Origin of the sequence: Winogradskyella sp., from assembly GCF_013213835.1 — a bacterium.
Classification (GTDB): domain Bacteria; phylum Bacteroidota; class Bacteroidia; order Flavobacteriales; family Flavobacteriaceae; genus Winogradskyella.
Window position 1 is genome coordinate 64,962 of sequence record NZ_JABSSU010000006.1, and the last position, 18,176, is coordinate 83,137.

Consider the following 18,176-nt stretch of genomic DNA (forward strand, 5'->3'; position numbering starts at 1 on the left):
TAAAAGGCCCTTTCATTTAATGATTGGGCTTTTTTATTTAGATGTAAGTGTTCTTGCTAACGGACTATTTATAGTATAAAAAAGTAAGAGTGAAATCAAACCACAGATAAAGAAACCAATAAACAAAGGCATTACAGAATCTACAATGTAATTACCAATGTAATCAGCTATAGGCACAGCCATAATGGTAGAAATAAAGCCGTTTAAAGCAGATCCTATGCCTGCTATATGGCCCATTGGTTCCATAGCTAAAGCTCTAAGATTTCCAAATAGAAATCCAATAGTGAAGAACTGAACCGCAAAAAAAGTAACTAATATTTCTATACTAGGATTATTGCCAGAATAAAATAAGCAAATAAATACTAGTGAAATTAAGCTATAACTAATCATGGCCAAATGCACTATCCGTTTCATACCATATTTAACAACCAATTGACTGTTTAAAAAGGTTGCTAAACCTACAGCGATTGCTAGACTTGCAAATATCAAAGGAAATTCTTCAGCTAAATTATATTGTTTTTCAAATATTTGTTGTGATGTACTCAAATACACCATAAAAGATCCGGTAATAAAACCAGATAATAAGGTGTAAATTACTGCCGGACGAATTCTAAAAAATTGAACAGTACCATTTGTGAATATATTCAAACGATAAGGTATACGATGCTTTTCCTTTAAGGTTTCTCGTTGTCTCAACCAAAACCAAATGATTACAATTATACCGTAGATTAATGTAAAGTTAAAAATGAACTGCCAGCTGTAGTTATTCATGAGATATTGCCCAAGAGTTGGTGCTACAACAGGAACTAGAATAAAAACCATGACTACAATTGAGACAATTTTAGCCATATAATCGCCTTCATATCTGTCTCTTATCATTGCAATGCACATGGTTCTTGGACAGGCCAAACCTATGCCTTGCAATACGCGACCTAACAACATCATTTCAAAACTTTTAGTAGTCACACAAATTATAGAGGCAATTATAAACAGTATAAAACCAGTATATACAATTGGTTTCCTGCCAAAACTATCCGATAGTGGACCGAAAATTAGCTGACCAATTCCTAGTCCTAGAAAAATAGTAGTTATTAATTTAGGATTATCTAGAGGGTTATTCACGCTCAAATAATCCCCAATTAATGGTAGTGCTGGTAAAACGGCATCAATAGATAAAGCTACAATAGACATTAAGGCAGCCATTAATAGAACAAACTCAAATTGAGACGTTTTTTTCATGGCGCAAAAGTAAGCTAATTAATTAGCTTAGAGAAGTAGTACAATGCTTGTCGTTACATTGACAATATTTTTTATTGTAAAGGTGGAACCCGATTAAAGCAATTGCTGGAATATATACCGAGCCTTCAGGGAGATGTAACAATTCTATTCTCTCGTTAATAATTACTAAAAGTAGAAGAAACCAACTAGAATAAAGCGCATATTTCATCCAATATTTACTACTCTCTTTCGCCGAGAAGTAAACAGCAAAGAATGAGATTATAATAAATAAAAAATCGATCGCTTTCCACCATGTAGGTGCACTGTCACAGCATGTTGCAGAACAACTTTGTGCTATAAATATAAAAGGCGTAGCTATGCAATGTATTAAACAAAGTCCACTTGCAAAGGCACCTATAAAATCTGAATTGCTATTTTTTAATGGACTATTTAATGAAATCATTAGACTTGTTTATCTTTATAATCGAAATGAAAAAAATGGCGATTACTAGTGCGTTAAACTTAATCAATACTTAATCACATAAAAGTATGTTGTAATCGCCATAATATTTTATCATTTTTATAGCAACGTAGTTGCAAAAATAAGCTAAAATTTGATAATGCAACAAAGTTGCGTTAAATTTGTTTTATGAGTGTTGTTAGAAAAACCAAATCTGTAAATACGTTAACTACAATCTTTAATGAGAGCACTTCTGCATTGTCTGTTGTAAATTTGGTAAATCGTTTAAAGTCTCAAATGAATAAAACTACAGTTTACAGGGTTTTAGAGCGTTTAGAGAATGATGGTATGTTACATTCATTTATTGGTGTTGACGGCTTAAAGTGGTATGCAAAATGCACAGAAGATGAAGAGACGCATCAAAATCATACGCATCCACATTTTCAATGTAATGACTGTGGCAAAGTAGAGTGTTTAGATGTTACTATTACAATACCAGCTATTAAAAACAAGCAAATTGAATCTGCTAATTTTTTAATTACAGGTCAATGCGAAAATTGTAAATAAAGGCAACATTTTTTTTCTAATTATTACCTCCTACTAGAATTTTTAATTCAAAAAATTTCAATTTTTAATAAAGAATTAGATCGTTTTTTTTGCTAAAAACAGGCGGCAATTTTTTCTTTTTTCAATGTTTATCAATGTTACGATAGTGTTAATAAAAGGTTGAAAAAATAGCAATCATCTCCAAAAAATGAGGCATTATAAATAGGATATTTGATACAGTTCAAAAATTAATCCTAACATAATTCCTCATGCAAATCACACATATTCTCAAAAGAGATTTCTCGACGAAGCCTTTTCAATTAAGTAAAGTAACTAATGCGGTATTAAAGGCTATGACAGCTTTAGAACACGGCGGTTTAGAAGATGCTGAAAAGATATCTGCTAAAGTTTATGAAGTGTTATTAGAGAAAAAGGAAAAAGTAAAAGATTACATTCCTACGGTAGAGGAGATTCAAGATGCAGTTGAAAATGCTTTGATGGAAAATTCGTTTTTCGATGTTGCTAAGGCCTACATTTTATATAGAGAAGAACAGGCTAGAAAACGTAAGACCAACATATTTGAAAAGCGAATTAATTTAAAACCTTATGAGTATCCAGATTTGTATGAATATGTGCCTGCTATAAGACATTCTTATTGGATACATACAGAATTTAATTTCACAAGCGACATTCAAGATTTTAAAGCAGGATTAACAGCAGTTGAGCGGAGTGCAATAAAAAATACAATGTTAGCAATTTCTCAAATTGAGGTTGCTGTTAAATCGTTCTGGGGAGACATTTATCACAAAATGCCTAAACCGGAAATTGGATCTGTTGGCGCTACATTTGCTGAAAGTGAAGTGAGACATCATGATGCGTATTCTCATTTGTTAGAAATCTTAGGGCTAAATAATGAATTTAAAACGCTTAAGAAGAAACCAGTAATGATGAAACGTGTTCAGTATTTAGAAAACGCTTTAAAGAATTCTAAAAGTGATGATAACAGAGCTTACGCTGATGCGGTACTATTATTTTCTTTATTTATTGAACATGTGTCGTTATTTTCTCAGTTCTTAATCATTATGGCATTTAATAAGCATAAAAATATGCTTAAAGGCATTTCGAATGTGGTTGAAGCAACTTCTAAAGAAGAGCAAATACATGGTGATTTTGGTATTGATATTATCAAAATTATAAAGAACGAAAATCCAGATTGGTTTGATGAAGATTACCACACTGCAGTACAAGATATGTGTAGAGAAGCTTTTGATGCAGAAAGTAAGATTGTGGATTGGATTTTTGAAGAAGGCGAAATAGACTTTTTACCAAAAGCTGTTGTTAATGAATTTTTGAAAAACAGATTCAATAAATCTCTTGAAAGTATCGGTATTGATTCAATTTTTAATATCGATGAAAACCTTGTTGCAGAAACCGAATGGTTTGATGATGAAATAATTGGAACTAAACATGGCGACTTCTTTGTGAAGCGCTCTATAAATTATAGTAAAAGAACTCAAAGTATAACCAGTGATGACCTTTTTTAAACAATGATTGAAAACAAACTAACTAACGAAGAACTAAATCAAACAACAACTCAAACAACAAATCCTTTAATAGACGCTAGAAAAAAGTCATTACAACAACAAAAGGAACAAACAGAAGGCGATTTTAGCTGGTTAAGTGAACATAGTCGTAAATTTTTAGCGTCAGGATATTTAACCGAAGGTGTTTCACCGGAAGGAAGAATAAGAGAAATAGCCGAAAGAGCAGAGCAGATTCTTGGTATACCAGGTTATGCAGACAAGTTTTATAACTACATGTCATTAGGTTATTTTTCATTGTCATCACCTGTATGGTCTAACTTCGGTAAAGAAAGAGGATTACCTATTTCTTGCTTTGGGTCTCACGTAGATGATGATATGGGTAATATTTTATATTCTCAGTCAGAAGTTGGTATGATGTCTAAATTAGGTGGTGGAACATCTGGTTACTTCGGAAAAATAAGACATCGTGGGGCAGAAGTTAAAAACAATGGTCAAGCATCTGGTGCTGTGCATATTATGCAGTTGTTTGAATCTATGGTTGATGTTGTAAGTCAAGGTTCTGTACGTAGAGGTCGTTTTTCACCGTATTTACCAATAGACCATCCAGATATTATGGAATTCCTCGAAATTGGTACAGAAGGAAACCCAATTCAAGAGCTAACACATGGTGTTACTGTGACTAACGATTGGATGCAAGAGATGATTGATGGTGATGTACATAAAAGAACAGTTTGGGCAAAAGTGTTACAAAGAAGAGGTGAAATGGGTTATCCGTATATCTTCTTTACCGATAATGCTAACAACGGTGCGGCAGATGTATATCAAGACAAGAAATTACCTATATATGCAAGTAATTTATGTACTGAGATAATGTTGCCTTCTAATGACGATTGGTCATTTGTTTGCTGTTTGTCGTCTATAAACGTGTTGCATTATGACAAATGGAAAGATACCGATGCTGTTGAGACCATGGTATATTTCTTAGATGCTATCATCACTGAATTTACAGAGAAATTAGAAGCTTATAAAGATTCACCAAACAGAGATGACCAACAGACGTTCTTATTTATGGAGCGTGCTTATAATTTTGCAAAAGATAACAGAGCACTTGGTTTAGGTGTGTTAGGTTGGCATTCGTTATTACAATCTAGAATGTTACCATTCAATAGTCAAGAAGCATTTAATTTAAATAGTGAAATCTTTAGAATCATAAAGGAGAAGTCATACAAAGCTTCAGAAGAGTTAGCAGATCGTTTTGGTGAGCCAGCAGTTTTAAAAGGTTTTGGCCGACGTAATGCAACGTTAAATGCTGTAGCACCAACAACATCTTCTGCATTTATTTTAGGGCAAGTATCACAAGGTATTGAACCAATTTGGTCTAATATCTACGTAAAGGATATTGCAAAGATTAAAACAACAATTAAGAATCCATATTTGGTAAAATTCTTAGAGTCTAAAGGAAAGAACACTCAAGATGTCTGGAGAAGTATCAGAGATTATGACGGTTCTGTGCAGCATTTAGATTTCATGACAGAAGCTGAAAAGGATGTGTTTAAGACCTATTCTGAAATCGACCAAATGGATATCATTTATCAAGCTGCTAACCGCCAAAATCATATAGATCAAGGACAGTCTGTTAACATTATTGTACATCCAGATATGTCTGTAAAGGAGATTAATAAGATCCATGTAACAGCTTGGAAATTAGGATTAAAATCGCTTTACTACCAACATAGTATGAATGCAGCTCAAAAATTCAAACAAAAGAAAGAATGTTCAAGTTGTGAGGCTTAAACAGATTTCATTTTGAAGCATAAAAAAACCGATTGTAATTAACAATCGGTTTTTTATTTGGTTGGTTCTTTACTTATAAAGGAATATTACCATGCTTGCGTTGAGGTCTATTGACTTCCTTATTTTCTAACATAGAAAATGCTTTAATCAATTTTCTTCTGGTATTACGAGGTAGAATTACTTCGTCAATAAATCCGCGTTCTGCGGCACTGTAAGGATTAGCAAATAATTCAGCATACTCAGCTTCTTTTTCTTTCCATTTGGCTTCTTTGTCTTCAGCAGCAGAGATTTCACGTCTAAAAATAATTTCAGCTGCACCTTTTGCACCCATTACAGCAATTTCGGCATTTGGCCAAGCAAAATTCATATCTGCACCAATATGTTTAGAGTTCATAACATCATAAGCACCACCATATGCTTTTCTAGTAATTACAGTCACTCTTGGCACTGTTGCTTCACTAAACGCATACAATAATTTAGCACCATTTGTAATAATTGCGTTCCATTCTTGGTCTGTTCCCGGTAAAAAACCTGGTACATCTTCTAATACTAATAATGGAATATTAAAGGCATCACAAAAACGTACAAAACGTGCACCTTTGGTAGAACTGTTTACGTCTAGTACACCTGCTAAAAACATAGGTTGATTAGCTACAATACCAACGGATTTTCCACCAAGTCTTGCAAAACCTACGATAATATTTTCTGCAAAGTCTTTGTGGATTTCATAAAACGACCCTTCATCAATAATACTATCAATGACCTCATGCATGTCATAAGGCTTGTTAGGGTTATCTGGTATTATAGAACTAAGAGATTCTCTTAATTCTTCTTTAATTTCAAATTCTAAATCAGCAGCCTTTTCTTTGTTGCTTTGAGGAAGATAGCTTAACAGTCGTTTCACATCCTCTAGACACTCTATATCATTAGATGAGGTTTTGTGCGCCACGCCAGATTTTGTTGAGTGTACACTTGCCCCACCAAGTTCTTCACTTGTAACTTCTTCATTAGTTACGGTTTTTACAACATTTGGTCCAGTTACAAACATGTAACTTGTGTCTTGTACCATTATTGTAAAATCTGTCATAGCTGGCGAATATACTGCACCACCAGCACATGGTCCCATGATTGCAGAAATTTGAGGAATAACACCAGAAGCTTGTACGTTTCTGTAAAAGATGTCTGCGTAACCACCAAGAGAGCGTACTCCTTCTTGAATACGTGCACCACCAGAATCATTAAGTCCAATGATTGGAGCCCCAACATTGACCGCCATATCCATGATTTTACAGATTTTTTCCGCGTGAGTTTCAGAAAGTGAACCTCCAAAAACAGTAAAGTCTTGAGCGAAAACATAAACCAATCTTCCATTTACAGTACCGTAGCCAGTAACTACACCATCACCATAAAACTTCTGACTTTCCATACCAAAATCTTTGGTTCTATGTGTCACCAAAGCACCAATTTCTTCAAAGGAGCCTTCATCTAGTAAGTAAAGTACACGTTCTCTTGCTGTAAGTTTCTTTTTCTGATGTTGTTTGTCTATACGAGCTTGACCACCACCAAGTTTGGCAAGTTCAGTTTTTTCGTTAAGTGTTTTTATTTTTGAATCCATGAAAATTAGTTTGGTAGTCTTAATAGTTTTTGATCTTCTAAGTAGCGTTTTAATGCAATTTTAGCTGCAATTTCAGCTTCAGCTTTGTGCTCGTCTTCTAATAGACTTGGTGAGTAGTAGTTTTTCACAAAATGTGTATCGAAATTTCCAGTTCTGAACGCTTCGTGTTGACAAACAAAACGACCAAAAGGAAGTGTTGTTTCAACACCTTTAACATGGTAATTGTCAATAGCTTCTATCATTAATTCAATAGCTTCTTCTCGAGTTTCACCATAGGTAATGAGTTTAGAGAGCATTGGGTCATAATAAATCGGGATATCCATACCTTCTTCAAAACCATTGTCAACTCTTATATTTTTACCAACAGGTAGTTTGTAAACCTCTAAGTTTCCTACACTTGGTAAGAAGTCATTCATTGGGTCTTCTGCATACACACGTAACTCTACAGCATGACCATTAATTTTTAAATCTTCTTGTTTTATTTCTAGTGCTTCACCTCGTGCAACCTTTATTTGTAATTCTACTAAATCTACACCCGAAATCCACTCAGAAACTGGATGTTCTACTTGCAAGCGTGTATTCATTTCTAAGAAATAGAAATTGTGGTCAGCGTCTAATAAGAACTCAACCGTACCAGCACCAATATAATCGCATGAACGTGCTACGTTGATAGCGGCTTGCCCCATTTTTTCTCTAAGTTCTGGAGATAATACAGCAGAAGGAGCTTCTTCAACAACTTTTTGATGACGACGTTGAACTGAACATTCACGTTCAAAGAAATGCAGGTAATTACCATGCATATCTGCCATGACTTGTATTTCGATATGACGTGGTGACGTGACATATTTTTCAACGAAAACGGAACCATCACCAAAAGCTGAAGTCGCCTCACTGATGGCACGTTTCATTTGTTCTTCTACATCAGCTTCTTTGTCTACAACGCGCATACCTTTTCCACCACCACCAGCAGCAGCCTTAATTAATATTGGAAATCCGATATTCTTTGCAATAGAAACAGCTTCTTTTGGGTCTGTAATGGCATGATCTACTCCTGGTACCATTGGGATGTCATAGTCTTTTACCGCATCTTTTGCGGCAAGTTTGTCTCCCATCATTTGTATGGCTTTAGATCTCGGACCTATAAAAATCACATCATTAGCCTCACATAGTTCAGCAAAATCAGCATTTTCACTTAAAAATCCATATCCTGGATGTATACCATCTACATTTAAAGATTTAGCAACTTCAATAATTTTATCACCTTTTAAGTAGGATTGGTTTGAAGGTGCTGGGCCAATGCAAACAGCTTCATCCGCATATTTAACATGAGGAGAGTTTCTATCTGCTTCAGAAAAAACCGCCACGGTTTTTATACCCATTTTTTTTGCGGTACGCATTACTCTTATAGCAATTTCACCGCGATTGGCAACTAATATTTTTTTCATATATGTGAGAATAAAGAGTACTGTAATTTTTACTCTTGGTTCTTATGTGTTTTAGTTATTCGAACTCAATTAGAAGAGCATTTTTATCTACCGTTTCTCCTTGCTTCACATTGATAGACTTTATAATACCATCTCTTGGTGAATTAATGATGTTTTCCATTTTCATAGCTTCGAGAATTAGTAAAGCATCATCTTCTTTGACTTCTTGACCAACATCAACATTGGTTTCTAAAATAAGCCCAGGCATTGGTGCTTTAATGCTATTTACCTTTTTAGAAGCACCAATTTCAAACCCTAACGCCTCAATTTGTTGGTCTAGCTTGTCGCTTAGTTTTACACTATAGGTGTTATTATTCACCTTTACCGTATAACTTTTAGAGTCAAAATCTAAACTAAGGATGTTTGCTTTAATGGAATTGTTTTCCTCTAGGATGTGATACTTATTTGTTGAGGTTTCAACAGCATCAAGTTCTTGTACTGCTTCTTTAGAAATTTCAAATTCAAAAGAAGCATTAACTTTTGCTTTATACATAGTTATATATTTATATAAGGACGACTAAATTAGATATTAGTCGTCTCCTAAAATATGAAATATATCATGTTTAAAAAAGCAAATATCAAGTTTTGAAATTCGAGTTTTCTTGATGCCGTTTTATTGCTTTACGGGATAGAATTATTGCAACAATTAAAGATACAAAGGCACCAATAGAAATTCCTGGAATAAAGTTAATGAATAAGAAAAAATCATAAGCACCATGAAATAGTGTTGCTAAAAATAAACCGGCTATATTTAGTTGAAATCTATTTTTTGAAAACTTAGCTTTCCCCATATAATAGCCCATTAATACACCAAATGTGGCGTGAGCCGGTACAGCAGTAAATGCTCTTAGAATAGCAGTTTGATAACCACCTTGAAGTACATAAAGTATATTTTCTGTACACGCAAATCCCATTGAGACCATTACACAATATATAATACCATCATATGGCTCATTAAATGCCTCCTTTGGTTGTGTATAATATTTTACAATAACATATTTACTAAATTCTTCCGCAAGTGCAACCACTACAAATGCTTGGCTGAATTGTTGCCAAATACTAAATTTATTAGTTATTGGTAATAATCGACCTGTAAAAGCATATAGTATAAAAACAATAAGGACACTAACTATAGCTCCAAACAAGAAGTTGGCGAGTAATAGTCTAATAGGTTCTTTTTCGTATTTGTCTTTGAAATAGATGTAGATAATGATTGTAAATACTGGTGCAACTGCTAGAAGTAGAGTCATTGATTTATTTTTTTCTTGATTTCATTTAAAACAAATAAATAGTAGTCTTTGTTTGAAGGAATGAAATGGTTATTATCCTTACTATGGCTCAGTAAATGTTCAAATTCAGTAAATGAGACTAATTTAATTGCTTCGACTTCTTCTATTTGAGTAGAAAGATTTGCAATATGGACTGTTAATTCAGCAATGTAAATATGATGAAATTCATTGTCTTGAATCGCTCCATCTTTATAGGAAGATTCATGAAGTTTTACACCAATTTTAAGAAGCTCTTCTTGATCTAAATTTAATCCTAATTCTTCGTTGGTTTCTCTAATGGCTGCTTCAGTAAATGATTCTCCGGCATCTATGTGACCAGCAGCAGAAACATCCCAGAGCAGAGGATGAATGGCTTTTTTATGTGAACGTTGCTGCAGTAATATTTCACCATTTTTAGTATACAACCATAGGTGAATGGTATTGTGGTACCAGCCATTTTTATGTGCGTCAGATTTTAATGCGACTGTATTTAGTGGCTTTCCAAATTTATCTACAATATCAATGAATTCGTCTGACATATTTTCTTCTAAAGTATCAGTAAATTTAAAATTAATATTTGAAAATCGTTTTAGTGGTATAAATAAACAAGCTCTGAATATATTCAGAGCTTGTTGTGTTTATTATTGTTTATACAGAGATTTAGTTAACTACTATCTTTTTAGAAATAGTTGCATCATCATTTGTATTCAATTTTACTATATATGTACCAGAACTTATCGTTGGTATTTCAAATTCTGAATGCGATGAGTATTGAGAAATATCAGTTGTGCTAAATATAGGTTGACCTAACATATTATAAACGTCTAAGGATTTAATTGCTTTATTATGTGGGTTTATCAACACAAGGTTTTCTCTATCGCTTGAATAGAAAATGTCTAAACTCTCGGATAATTCATCATTAATACCTAATGTGCTAGGTACATCAAATGTTATTTCAAATCGATTTTCATAAAGTCCAGAGTTTAAAAATATGTCATAATTACTAACTCTTAGATCATGATATAAATTAAGAGAAGTATCATGAAGGTATATCTGAATATCATCAGGTACGTTTTCAAGTTCATCAATACTAATTGAACTAATTCCGTCCATACTAGTTTTTACGCATAGTGGATAAATGGTGCTAGAATCTAATTCATTACTTCCTTGTATGACATAGTTTTCGTTATTGATTCTCCATGTCATATCATCGGTTTGGTTTTCATTAACTTTGGCATCATAGGCCCAATCAACACCAGTGGATGCGTTATCATCTATTGTGAGTAGTAGTTGTCTTCTGTTTGTACTGATAGAGTAGAATCCAAATCTAAATTTCATTCTCTCATCTATTTCGGCGCTTTCGGTGGTTTCATCAAACTCATTATTTTTCACAAATACTGAAGCGGCGCTTCCTTCTTTTACAAATACACGTTGATTATTGTTAAAGGTAATAGAACCTGTGTTATCTGCTGTAACAAAAAAGCCTTGACCCACCGGAATATAACGGCCAGGAAGTTTTGAAGGTGTACCACCTGTACCAACATCTGGGTCGTTAGTTCCTAAAGATGCCGCCGCCACAGCACCTGAATAATTATACGACGCATAACCGCCTTGATATTCTTGTAGTATATGAGATCCGCCACCCCAATGTTCCCAAAAGTACAATGTACCACTCAATAATGCGTTTGTTTCTGGGTTACTTCCACCTGTTGGATCTACATAGTCTAATATAGGTCCATTATCTTCTATAAATTTGTTTGCATCAATCGCTGAAGCATATGGGTTACCTATAAGATAATTATTGCCAGAAGTTATATTTAATGTTACATTACCGTTGTTTGGTTTACCAAGGAACTCATAGTTTTGTTCAGTAGTAATTGAACCTGTGCCAGGACCTTTCATAGTAAATCCTTCCCCAGCATTAATATTACCAGTGCTTCTAATATGTTGCCATGAAGAATAATCACCAGGATAATTATTATATTTCCAGATCCAATAATCAGCTATTGTAATTGGGTTAGTTGCACTGCCATTATAACCTGAACTTGTGAAGTTTACAGGGTTTGATGTATCGTAAAATATATCTTGTACTGAATATCTGTAATTATTTTCACTCACGTCTACTTCTCCTACAGGTGCTGACCAATAATTATAGGTAAAAGTATCAGCAGTACCTTGTTGATCTTTTTCTAATACACCATTACTAACCACCAATAGGTCACTGTCATGAGTTTGTATTAACTGTGATTCACCTTCAAGATCAATTTTACCTTCTAATCTTAAATAATGAGATACTGTTAAACCATTTCCTGTGTCCGTACTGCTATCACCATCTAGAGTTAATTCATTAGCGTCAATATAGAGGCCTAAAATGGTTCTATTGTCACTATTAGCAGACGGCAAGCTAGAATTATCCATAGTGATATTATGTGAGATCCGTACAATATTCCAATCTACAGAAACATTGGTGTCTACTATAGACGTAGATCCAGGAATATATTGTACACCACCATTACTCCAAGTGGTGTCAGTGTCCCAATTTCCGTTCTGATTTGATTCATAAGGTAAAGGTGCGGACTGTCTGTCTACAGTATCTAGATTTCTCAAGGCACCTTGTTTTCCATTACCAGATAGGTCCAAAGTGTTGGTATATGAAAATATGGACATAGGATAGTAAGCTGCGAGTTCATTCCATGCTATGGCATTAATATCATTTTTCTTTATTGTGCTTGGCAAGATTAAACCCATAACTTGTCCCGAATTCTCTTCAATTTCCTGATTCATAATAAATCTAAGTTGGTCGGCAGATAAAGCTGTATCCCAAATACGAACCTCGTCGATATGCCCATTAAAGAATTGTACTGGGTTATCTTTTCCGGCCGCGCCAATTATAAAAGAATCATTAGTACTTATAGGGTTACTTTTAGTATCGTTGTTATCTAGTATTCCATCAATATATATAAATACATTTGTGCCATCATAAATTGCCGAAACGTGATGCCATTTGTCATCTGGTAACCTTGTATTAGAAATCAGAGATTGATCACTACCGTTTTTCCAAATAATCTCTATTGAGTTATTGTCTAGAATTCTGAAATCGATACCTTGTGTAAAGCCAATATCTCTTTTTGAAATGATAGACTTCACACCACTATCTACCGCATCACGTTTTATCCATGCAGATATCGTAAAATCTGTTGTATTGATACTTAGTCTATTTTCTACATCAATATAATCGTCAATACCATCAAAATAAATGGAACGTTCTTCTTCAACCTCTGGTGCGTAACCAAATGTGATATATTTTGTCCCATCAAAATCGTATTCAGTTTCTAGATTACCACTACCATCAGATTCCATTAGTCTGTAGTCTGCCGTTGGATTAAACACATCAGTGTCAGATATAAACATATAGTAATTTCCTGGAGGTGTTATGTTTCTTACAGCATCTTCTTGTAACCTAATTTTTACAGTTGGTATGTTACTACCGTTTTCTACCACTTTCCAGACACGCTGCATACCATTAAAGGTGACTTGTGTTGATAATACTGGTGCAATGGATGAGCTCATATTAACAGTTATTACATTTGGGGCAGCTTCCAAGTCGACGCCATTATTTCCCCATATTAAAAAATCACCATCATTAAAGTTTGTTGGGTTGCTAGATTTGTTATCGCTATTAGTGTCATAAATGTCAGTGAGGCCAATGGTTAAAATACCCTGAGTTCTTCCAGTACCATCTGTATCATCATTAACGCTTCTAGACTGTTTTTGATTTAGTTCTGAAGCATCATCTCTACCAATACCTGCAATATCATAGTTATAGCCTGTGTTTACAGATTGATCCCAGATGACTGTTCCATTACTGTCTACATAATCTTGAGAAGTACCATTAGTGCCTAAAGTAATACCGTATTTAATGGCTAAATAGGATTGAATCCTATTTCTAGCTTCTGTAAGATCGGTATCGCTATTTGTAGCAGAGTAGGTGATAACTTCAGCAATTCTGCCATCAAAGCTACCATTCCAATATTGGCTCCGTCCGATAAAGTATCTTGAATTACTATTATGTCCCCAACCACCAGTATTTGCATCTAAATTTCCAAATTGATTGTTATTAAGGTAAAGATTAACTCCAGTATCACCAGAGTTATGTCTAGTATTAATTATGTGGATTTGATTAAAATTAACAGAAGTACTCGTAGTTGCTCTACCGTATCCCGAAGCAGTCCCTATGCAATATCCAAAACGCTCATTAGAAAATCTAGCAGAGTAGTTTCCATATCCAAATCCAGTTACATCTTCGGTTGCTGTATCTGTTGATGTTTGATCAGAACTACAAAAAGTGTCTAGTGGCACCATTGAAGAAGTAATTGTCGGATCTGGCATCACAACCATGAAAATATCATCACTATTAAAGCCACCAGTTCCTTTTAATTCATCTCGGCTTCCATCATTAACGATATAGGTCATATCGCCATATGAACTTGAATTGTCATTTTCAAATTCTACGACTGGATTGAAGTTAAAGTTATTAGAGGCATTATTTCTGTATACAGGTTCTAAGCCGCTAACAACTGTTTTAGCATGATTTCCTTTTCCATTATCGATCCATTCACCAACATTGTTACCATCCGTTCCTTCTATAGAACCATCTAATTGGTCAGCTTTTAGCCAAAGATCTAAATGTGAGGTCACCCCACCTGGTCCGGCAGTATTGAGTAAACAGTATGTTGTACCGATTACTGAGATATTATCTATATATATAAGATCATTAGTTTCGTCAGAATCACTTCGTATTCTAAATCTAGATACGTTGCCATCTGGAAATGTGTAAGAAGTACTTTGAAGTGTCACTGTTTTACCGTAGAAAATTATTGTATCAGTACTTTCATAGTCACCATTTTGACTAGATACATCGCCGCAAACAAAATCATTTATGGTAGTCCAACTAGAGCCACTATCGCTGCTGTATTCAATAAAAAAGTCATCACCATTATCACTGTTATGTGATGCGAAAAAGAAAACGAAGTCAACTTTATTGTATTGAGATAAATTGAATAAAGGTGAAAGCATTGAAGAACTGTTGCCAGAAGTATCGTTACTACTTAATTCTATACTGTAGTTGTTAGAGTATGATCTTGATGCATTATTTACCCTATTCACGTTAGCGCCACCATCTGACCAACTATCCCAATTACTCTCAAAATCTGCGGTATGAATGGTGCTTTCGGTTCCACATGGATTATTTTTTAAATTAGGAGTAGGGATGTTAGTTGTCTTTGTATCAGTAATTGAAAAAGTATTACAGTCTAGTTCTACATTTCTTTTTTCGATTCTAATTGAATTAAAAGCCGAATTTATATCTAAAACAGCTTTAACATTAATATTTAATTCATTAAAACTATACGTTGTACTTTCAAATTTCAGATGAAGACTGTTGGAATAGATTGATAAGGTGCTAAATACAAATGTAAAGCACATCAACAGGTTCAATCGTCCTAATGAAATAGAGAGGCATTTCATAAGAGGTTAAATTTAGGTTTGGGGCCAATTTCAAAACGAATATAGTACTTTTGTCCTTGAAATGCAAAAAATAACGATGAAATACATTATTTGTATCGATAAATTTTAACCTAACGATGTATTTAAATCAAAAAAAACCTGGCTCAAACGACCAAGTTTTAATTTTTAAATGATGTTTAATTATTTAAAGTAGCTGAAGGATTCTCCATCTTCAATTTTTAATAGAGATTCGTAAATAAGTCTAATCACATTTTCAACATCTTCTTTATGAACCATTTCTACTGTGGTATGCATATACCTTAGCGGTAATGATATTAAAGCTGAAGCTACGCCACCATTACTGTAGGCAAATGCATCTGTATCTGTGCCAGTTGCCCTTGATAATGCAGCACGCTGAAAAGGAATTTTCTTTTCTTCAGCAGTATCGGTTATTAAATCTCTTAATTTTTGTTGTACTGCAGGTGCATAGGCAACCACTGGTCCTTTACCAATTTCTGCATAACCTTGAACTTTTTGATCAATCATTGGCGTTGTAGTATCATGAGTTACATCTGTAACTATAGCCACATTTGGTTTAATGGTTTCAGTAATCATTTCAGCACCTCTTAAACCAATTTCTTCTTGTACAGAGTTTGTAATATATAATCCAAAAGGAAGTTTCTTTTTATTTTCATGAAGAAGTCTTGCTACTTCAGCAATCATAAATCCACCCATTCTATTATCTAAGGCTCTACAGACAAATTTATCACCATTAAGAATATGGAATTCATCTGGATAAGTAATAACACAACCGACATGTACGCCCATTTTTTCAACTTCGACTTTATCTTTAGCGCCTATATCAATACAAATATTACTAGGTTTTGGCGGCTCTTCTTTTACACGACTTCTAGTATGTATAGCTGGCCAACCAAATACACCTTTTACAATACCTTTTTTAGTATGTATATTTACAATCTTACTTGGCGCTATTTGATGATCACTACCACCATTTCTTATGACATACAATAATCCGTTATCTGATATATAATTAACATACCAGGAAATTTCATCAGCATGTCCTTCTATGACCACCTTATATTTAGCTTTAGGATTTATAACAGCAACAGCAGTTCCGTATGTGTCGGTAATAAAATCGTCTACATATGGTTTTAGGTAATCCATCCATATCTTTTGTCCTTCCCATTCGTATCCTGTTGGAGAAGCATTATTGAGATATTTTTCTAAAAAGCTCATAGACTTTTTAGTCAGTAATTGTTTTTTTGCCATTAGTAAAAAATTTCCTTAAAAATAATAATATTAATAGGAAATAATGGTTAAAGGAGGTATTAATTCTTAATTTTGAAAGGTCTATAAGTAATGCTTTGGAACGATTTTAGTTAACACTATTATTATGAGATTTATATCATGTATTTTACTATTGATAACCGCTAGTATATATGCTCAAGAGAAACCCGTTGAGCAAGATACTACAATGGTTAAGTATATGTATATAGAAGGTGATTCTATTCCTGTGACTGAGATAGAATTAGATGAGGTATTTATGATGCCAAATCTAAATTTTAAAGATAAAGATGCGAGAGTAAGGTATATTATTCTAAGAAGAAAAACACATAAAGTATACCCTTACGCTAAGCTTGCCGCAGAGCGACTAGAGGAATTACAAAAACGATTAGATAAACTTGAACGTAAACGAGATAAGAAAAAGTATGCCAAGGTCATTCAGAAATATATAGAAGAAGAGTTTTCTGCAGAGTTGAAGAAGTTGACAAGGACAGAAGGCCAAATACTTATAAAACTTATTCATCGACAAACCGGAAAAACCACCTTTGAGTTAATTAAAGAATTACGAAATGGGTGGAGAGCATTTTGGTTTAATAATACGGCAAGTTTATTTGACATATCACTCAAAAGAGAATTTAATCCCTTAGAAGTAGAGGAAGATTATCTTATTGAAGATATTTTATTACGCGCTTTTCAAAATGGAATTTTAGATAAACAATTACCAGCTTTTGATATTGATTATTATGCTTGTGTAGATAAATGGTCAGGTAAAGCTAATACTTCAGAAACCAAACAATAGATGCGCACACAAACAAAACATGAAGAATTTTTAAACGCCTGGTCTCATGGCATTGGTGCAGCTTTAGGTATTGCAGCACTTGTATTATTAGTACTGTATTCAGACAATGATTCTAAACCTTGGAGTTTGATGAGTTCTATTATATATGGAATTTCAATTATTATATTGTTTATGGCTTCTACATTTTACCATGCTGTAAAGGGAGAGAAACGTAAACATTATTTTAGGGTTGTAGACCACATTAGTATATACCTTCTTATTGCCGGAACATATACTCCTGTATTACTTGTGCTTTTAACAGACAGTTTGGGTTGGGTGTTGTTCTGGGTTGTTTGGGGCATCGCGGCGTTCGGCACACTTTTAAAACTATTTTTTACAGGTAAATTTGAGATATTTTCAACACTGTTATATTTAGTAATGGGTTGGCTTATTGTATTTGACTATACAAACACAGCTAATGCTTTAGGAACAGATGGTGTATTTTGGTTATTTGCTGGTGGCTTGTTTTATACAGTAGGCATCGTATTCTACGTGATTGAACGTATACCTTATAATCATGTGATATGGCACTTTTTTGTATTAGGTGGTGCTATTTGTCATTTTTTCATGATTTTTAATCATGTGATTTAGAAAAAGAC

14 protein-coding genes are annotated in these 18,176 nt (G+C 33.9%); 5 read left to right on the plus strand and 9 right to left on the minus strand.

Features of this window, described 5'->3' with window-relative positions:
- Nucleotides 1-33: 33 nt before the first annotated feature.
- Nucleotides 34-1,239 carry a multidrug effflux MFS transporter gene (locus tag HRU50_RS10490; RefSeq protein WP_296351000.1) on the minus strand — a complete coding sequence of 402 codons (1,206 nt, stop codon included), beginning with the start codon at nt 1,237-1,239 and terminating at the stop codon, nt 34-36.
- A 22-nt stretch (nt 1,240-1,261) separates the two neighbouring features.
- Nucleotides 1,262-1,681, minus strand: coding sequence for a MerC domain-containing protein (locus tag HRU50_RS10495; protein WP_296351002.1), 420 nt, complete (start codon nt 1,679-1,681; stop codon nt 1,262-1,264).
- A gap of 186 nt (nt 1,682-1,867) precedes the next feature.
- Here HRU50_RS10495 and HRU50_RS10500 point away from each other — a divergent pair, with 186 nt between their 5' ends.
- The 3 genes from HRU50_RS10500 to HRU50_RS10510 all read left to right on the plus strand — a co-directional run bounded on the left by HRU50_RS10500 (nt 1,868) and on the right by HRU50_RS10510 (nt 5,562).
- Nucleotides 1,868-2,245, plus strand: a complete 378-nt coding sequence (locus tag HRU50_RS10500; RefSeq protein WP_296351004.1) for a transcriptional repressor — start codon at nt 1,868-1,870, stop codon at nt 2,243-2,245.
- A gap of 248 nt (nt 2,246-2,493) precedes the next feature.
- Entirely contained in the window at nt 2,494-3,768 is a 1,275-nt protein-coding gene (locus HRU50_RS10505) for a ribonucleotide-diphosphate reductase subunit beta (protein ID WP_296351005.1), read from the plus strand.
- A gap of 3 nt (nt 3,769-3,771) precedes the next feature.
- On the plus strand, nt 3,772-5,562 hold the full coding sequence (locus HRU50_RS10510; protein WP_296351007.1) for a ribonucleoside-diphosphate reductase subunit alpha: 1,791 nt from the start codon (nt 3,772-3,774) through the stop codon (nt 5,560-5,562).
- 73 nt (nt 5,563-5,635) lie between these two features.
- On the opposite strand, the gene HRU50_RS10515 is transcribed toward HRU50_RS10510, so the two are convergent.
- The 7 genes from HRU50_RS10515 to HRU50_RS10545 all read right to left on the minus strand — a co-directional run bounded on the left by HRU50_RS10515 (nt 5,636) and on the right by HRU50_RS10545 (nt 16,724).
- Nucleotides 5,636-7,177, minus strand: a complete 1,542-nt coding sequence (locus tag HRU50_RS10515; protein WP_296351009.1) for an acyl-CoA carboxylase subunit beta — start codon at nt 7,175-7,177, stop codon at nt 5,636-5,638.
- Between the two features lie 5 nt (nt 7,178-7,182).
- Nucleotides 7,183-8,622 carry an acetyl-CoA carboxylase biotin carboxylase subunit gene (gene accC / locus HRU50_RS10520; RefSeq protein WP_296351010.1) on the minus strand — a complete coding sequence of 480 codons (1,440 nt, stop codon included), beginning with the start codon at nt 8,620-8,622 and terminating at the stop codon, nt 7,183-7,185.
- A 55-nt stretch (nt 8,623-8,677) separates the two neighbouring features.
- Nucleotides 8,678-9,154 carry an acetyl-CoA carboxylase biotin carboxyl carrier protein subunit gene (locus HRU50_RS10525; protein WP_296351012.1) on the minus strand — a complete coding sequence of 159 codons (477 nt, stop codon included), beginning with the start codon at nt 9,152-9,154 and terminating at the stop codon, nt 8,678-8,680.
- An 85-nt stretch (nt 9,155-9,239) separates the two neighbouring features.
- Nucleotides 9,240-9,911: a PrsW family glutamic-type intramembrane protease gene (locus HRU50_RS10530; protein WP_296351014.1), complete on the minus strand. Its 672-nt coding sequence runs from the start codon at nt 9,909-9,911 to the stop codon at nt 9,240-9,242.
- Nucleotides 9,908-10,468 (minus strand): NUDIX domain-containing protein, encoded by a 561-nt coding sequence (locus tag HRU50_RS10535; protein ID WP_296351016.1) that lies wholly within the window; start codon nt 10,466-10,468, stop codon nt 9,908-9,910. The genes HRU50_RS10530 and HRU50_RS10535 overlap by 4 nt, the downstream gene beginning before the upstream one ends.
- A 121-nt stretch (nt 10,469-10,589) precedes the next feature.
- Nucleotides 10,590-15,455, minus strand: a complete 4,866-nt coding sequence (locus HRU50_RS10540) for a LamG-like jellyroll fold domain-containing protein (RefSeq protein WP_296351018.1) — start codon at nt 15,453-15,455, stop codon at nt 10,590-10,592.
- Nucleotides 15,456-15,635: 180 nt separating this feature from the next.
- Nucleotides 15,636-16,724 carry a M42 family metallopeptidase gene (locus tag HRU50_RS10545; protein WP_296351020.1) on the minus strand — a complete coding sequence of 363 codons (1,089 nt, stop codon included), beginning with the start codon at nt 16,722-16,724 and terminating at the stop codon, nt 15,636-15,638.
- Nucleotides 16,725-16,848: 124 nt separating this feature from the next.
- On the opposite strand from HRU50_RS10545, the gene HRU50_RS10550 reads away from it, so the two are divergent.
- Together HRU50_RS10550 and HRU50_RS10555 are read left to right on the plus strand one after the other, a co-directional pair.
- Nucleotides 16,849-17,538 (plus strand): DUF4294 domain-containing protein, encoded by a 690-nt coding sequence (locus HRU50_RS10550; protein ID WP_296351022.1) that lies wholly within the window; start codon nt 16,849-16,851, stop codon nt 17,536-17,538.
- Nucleotides 17,539-18,168, plus strand: a complete 630-nt coding sequence (locus HRU50_RS10555) for a hemolysin III family protein (protein WP_296351024.1) — start codon at nt 17,539-17,541, stop codon at nt 18,166-18,168.
- The last annotated feature ends 8 nt before the right edge of the window (nt 18,169-18,176 follow it).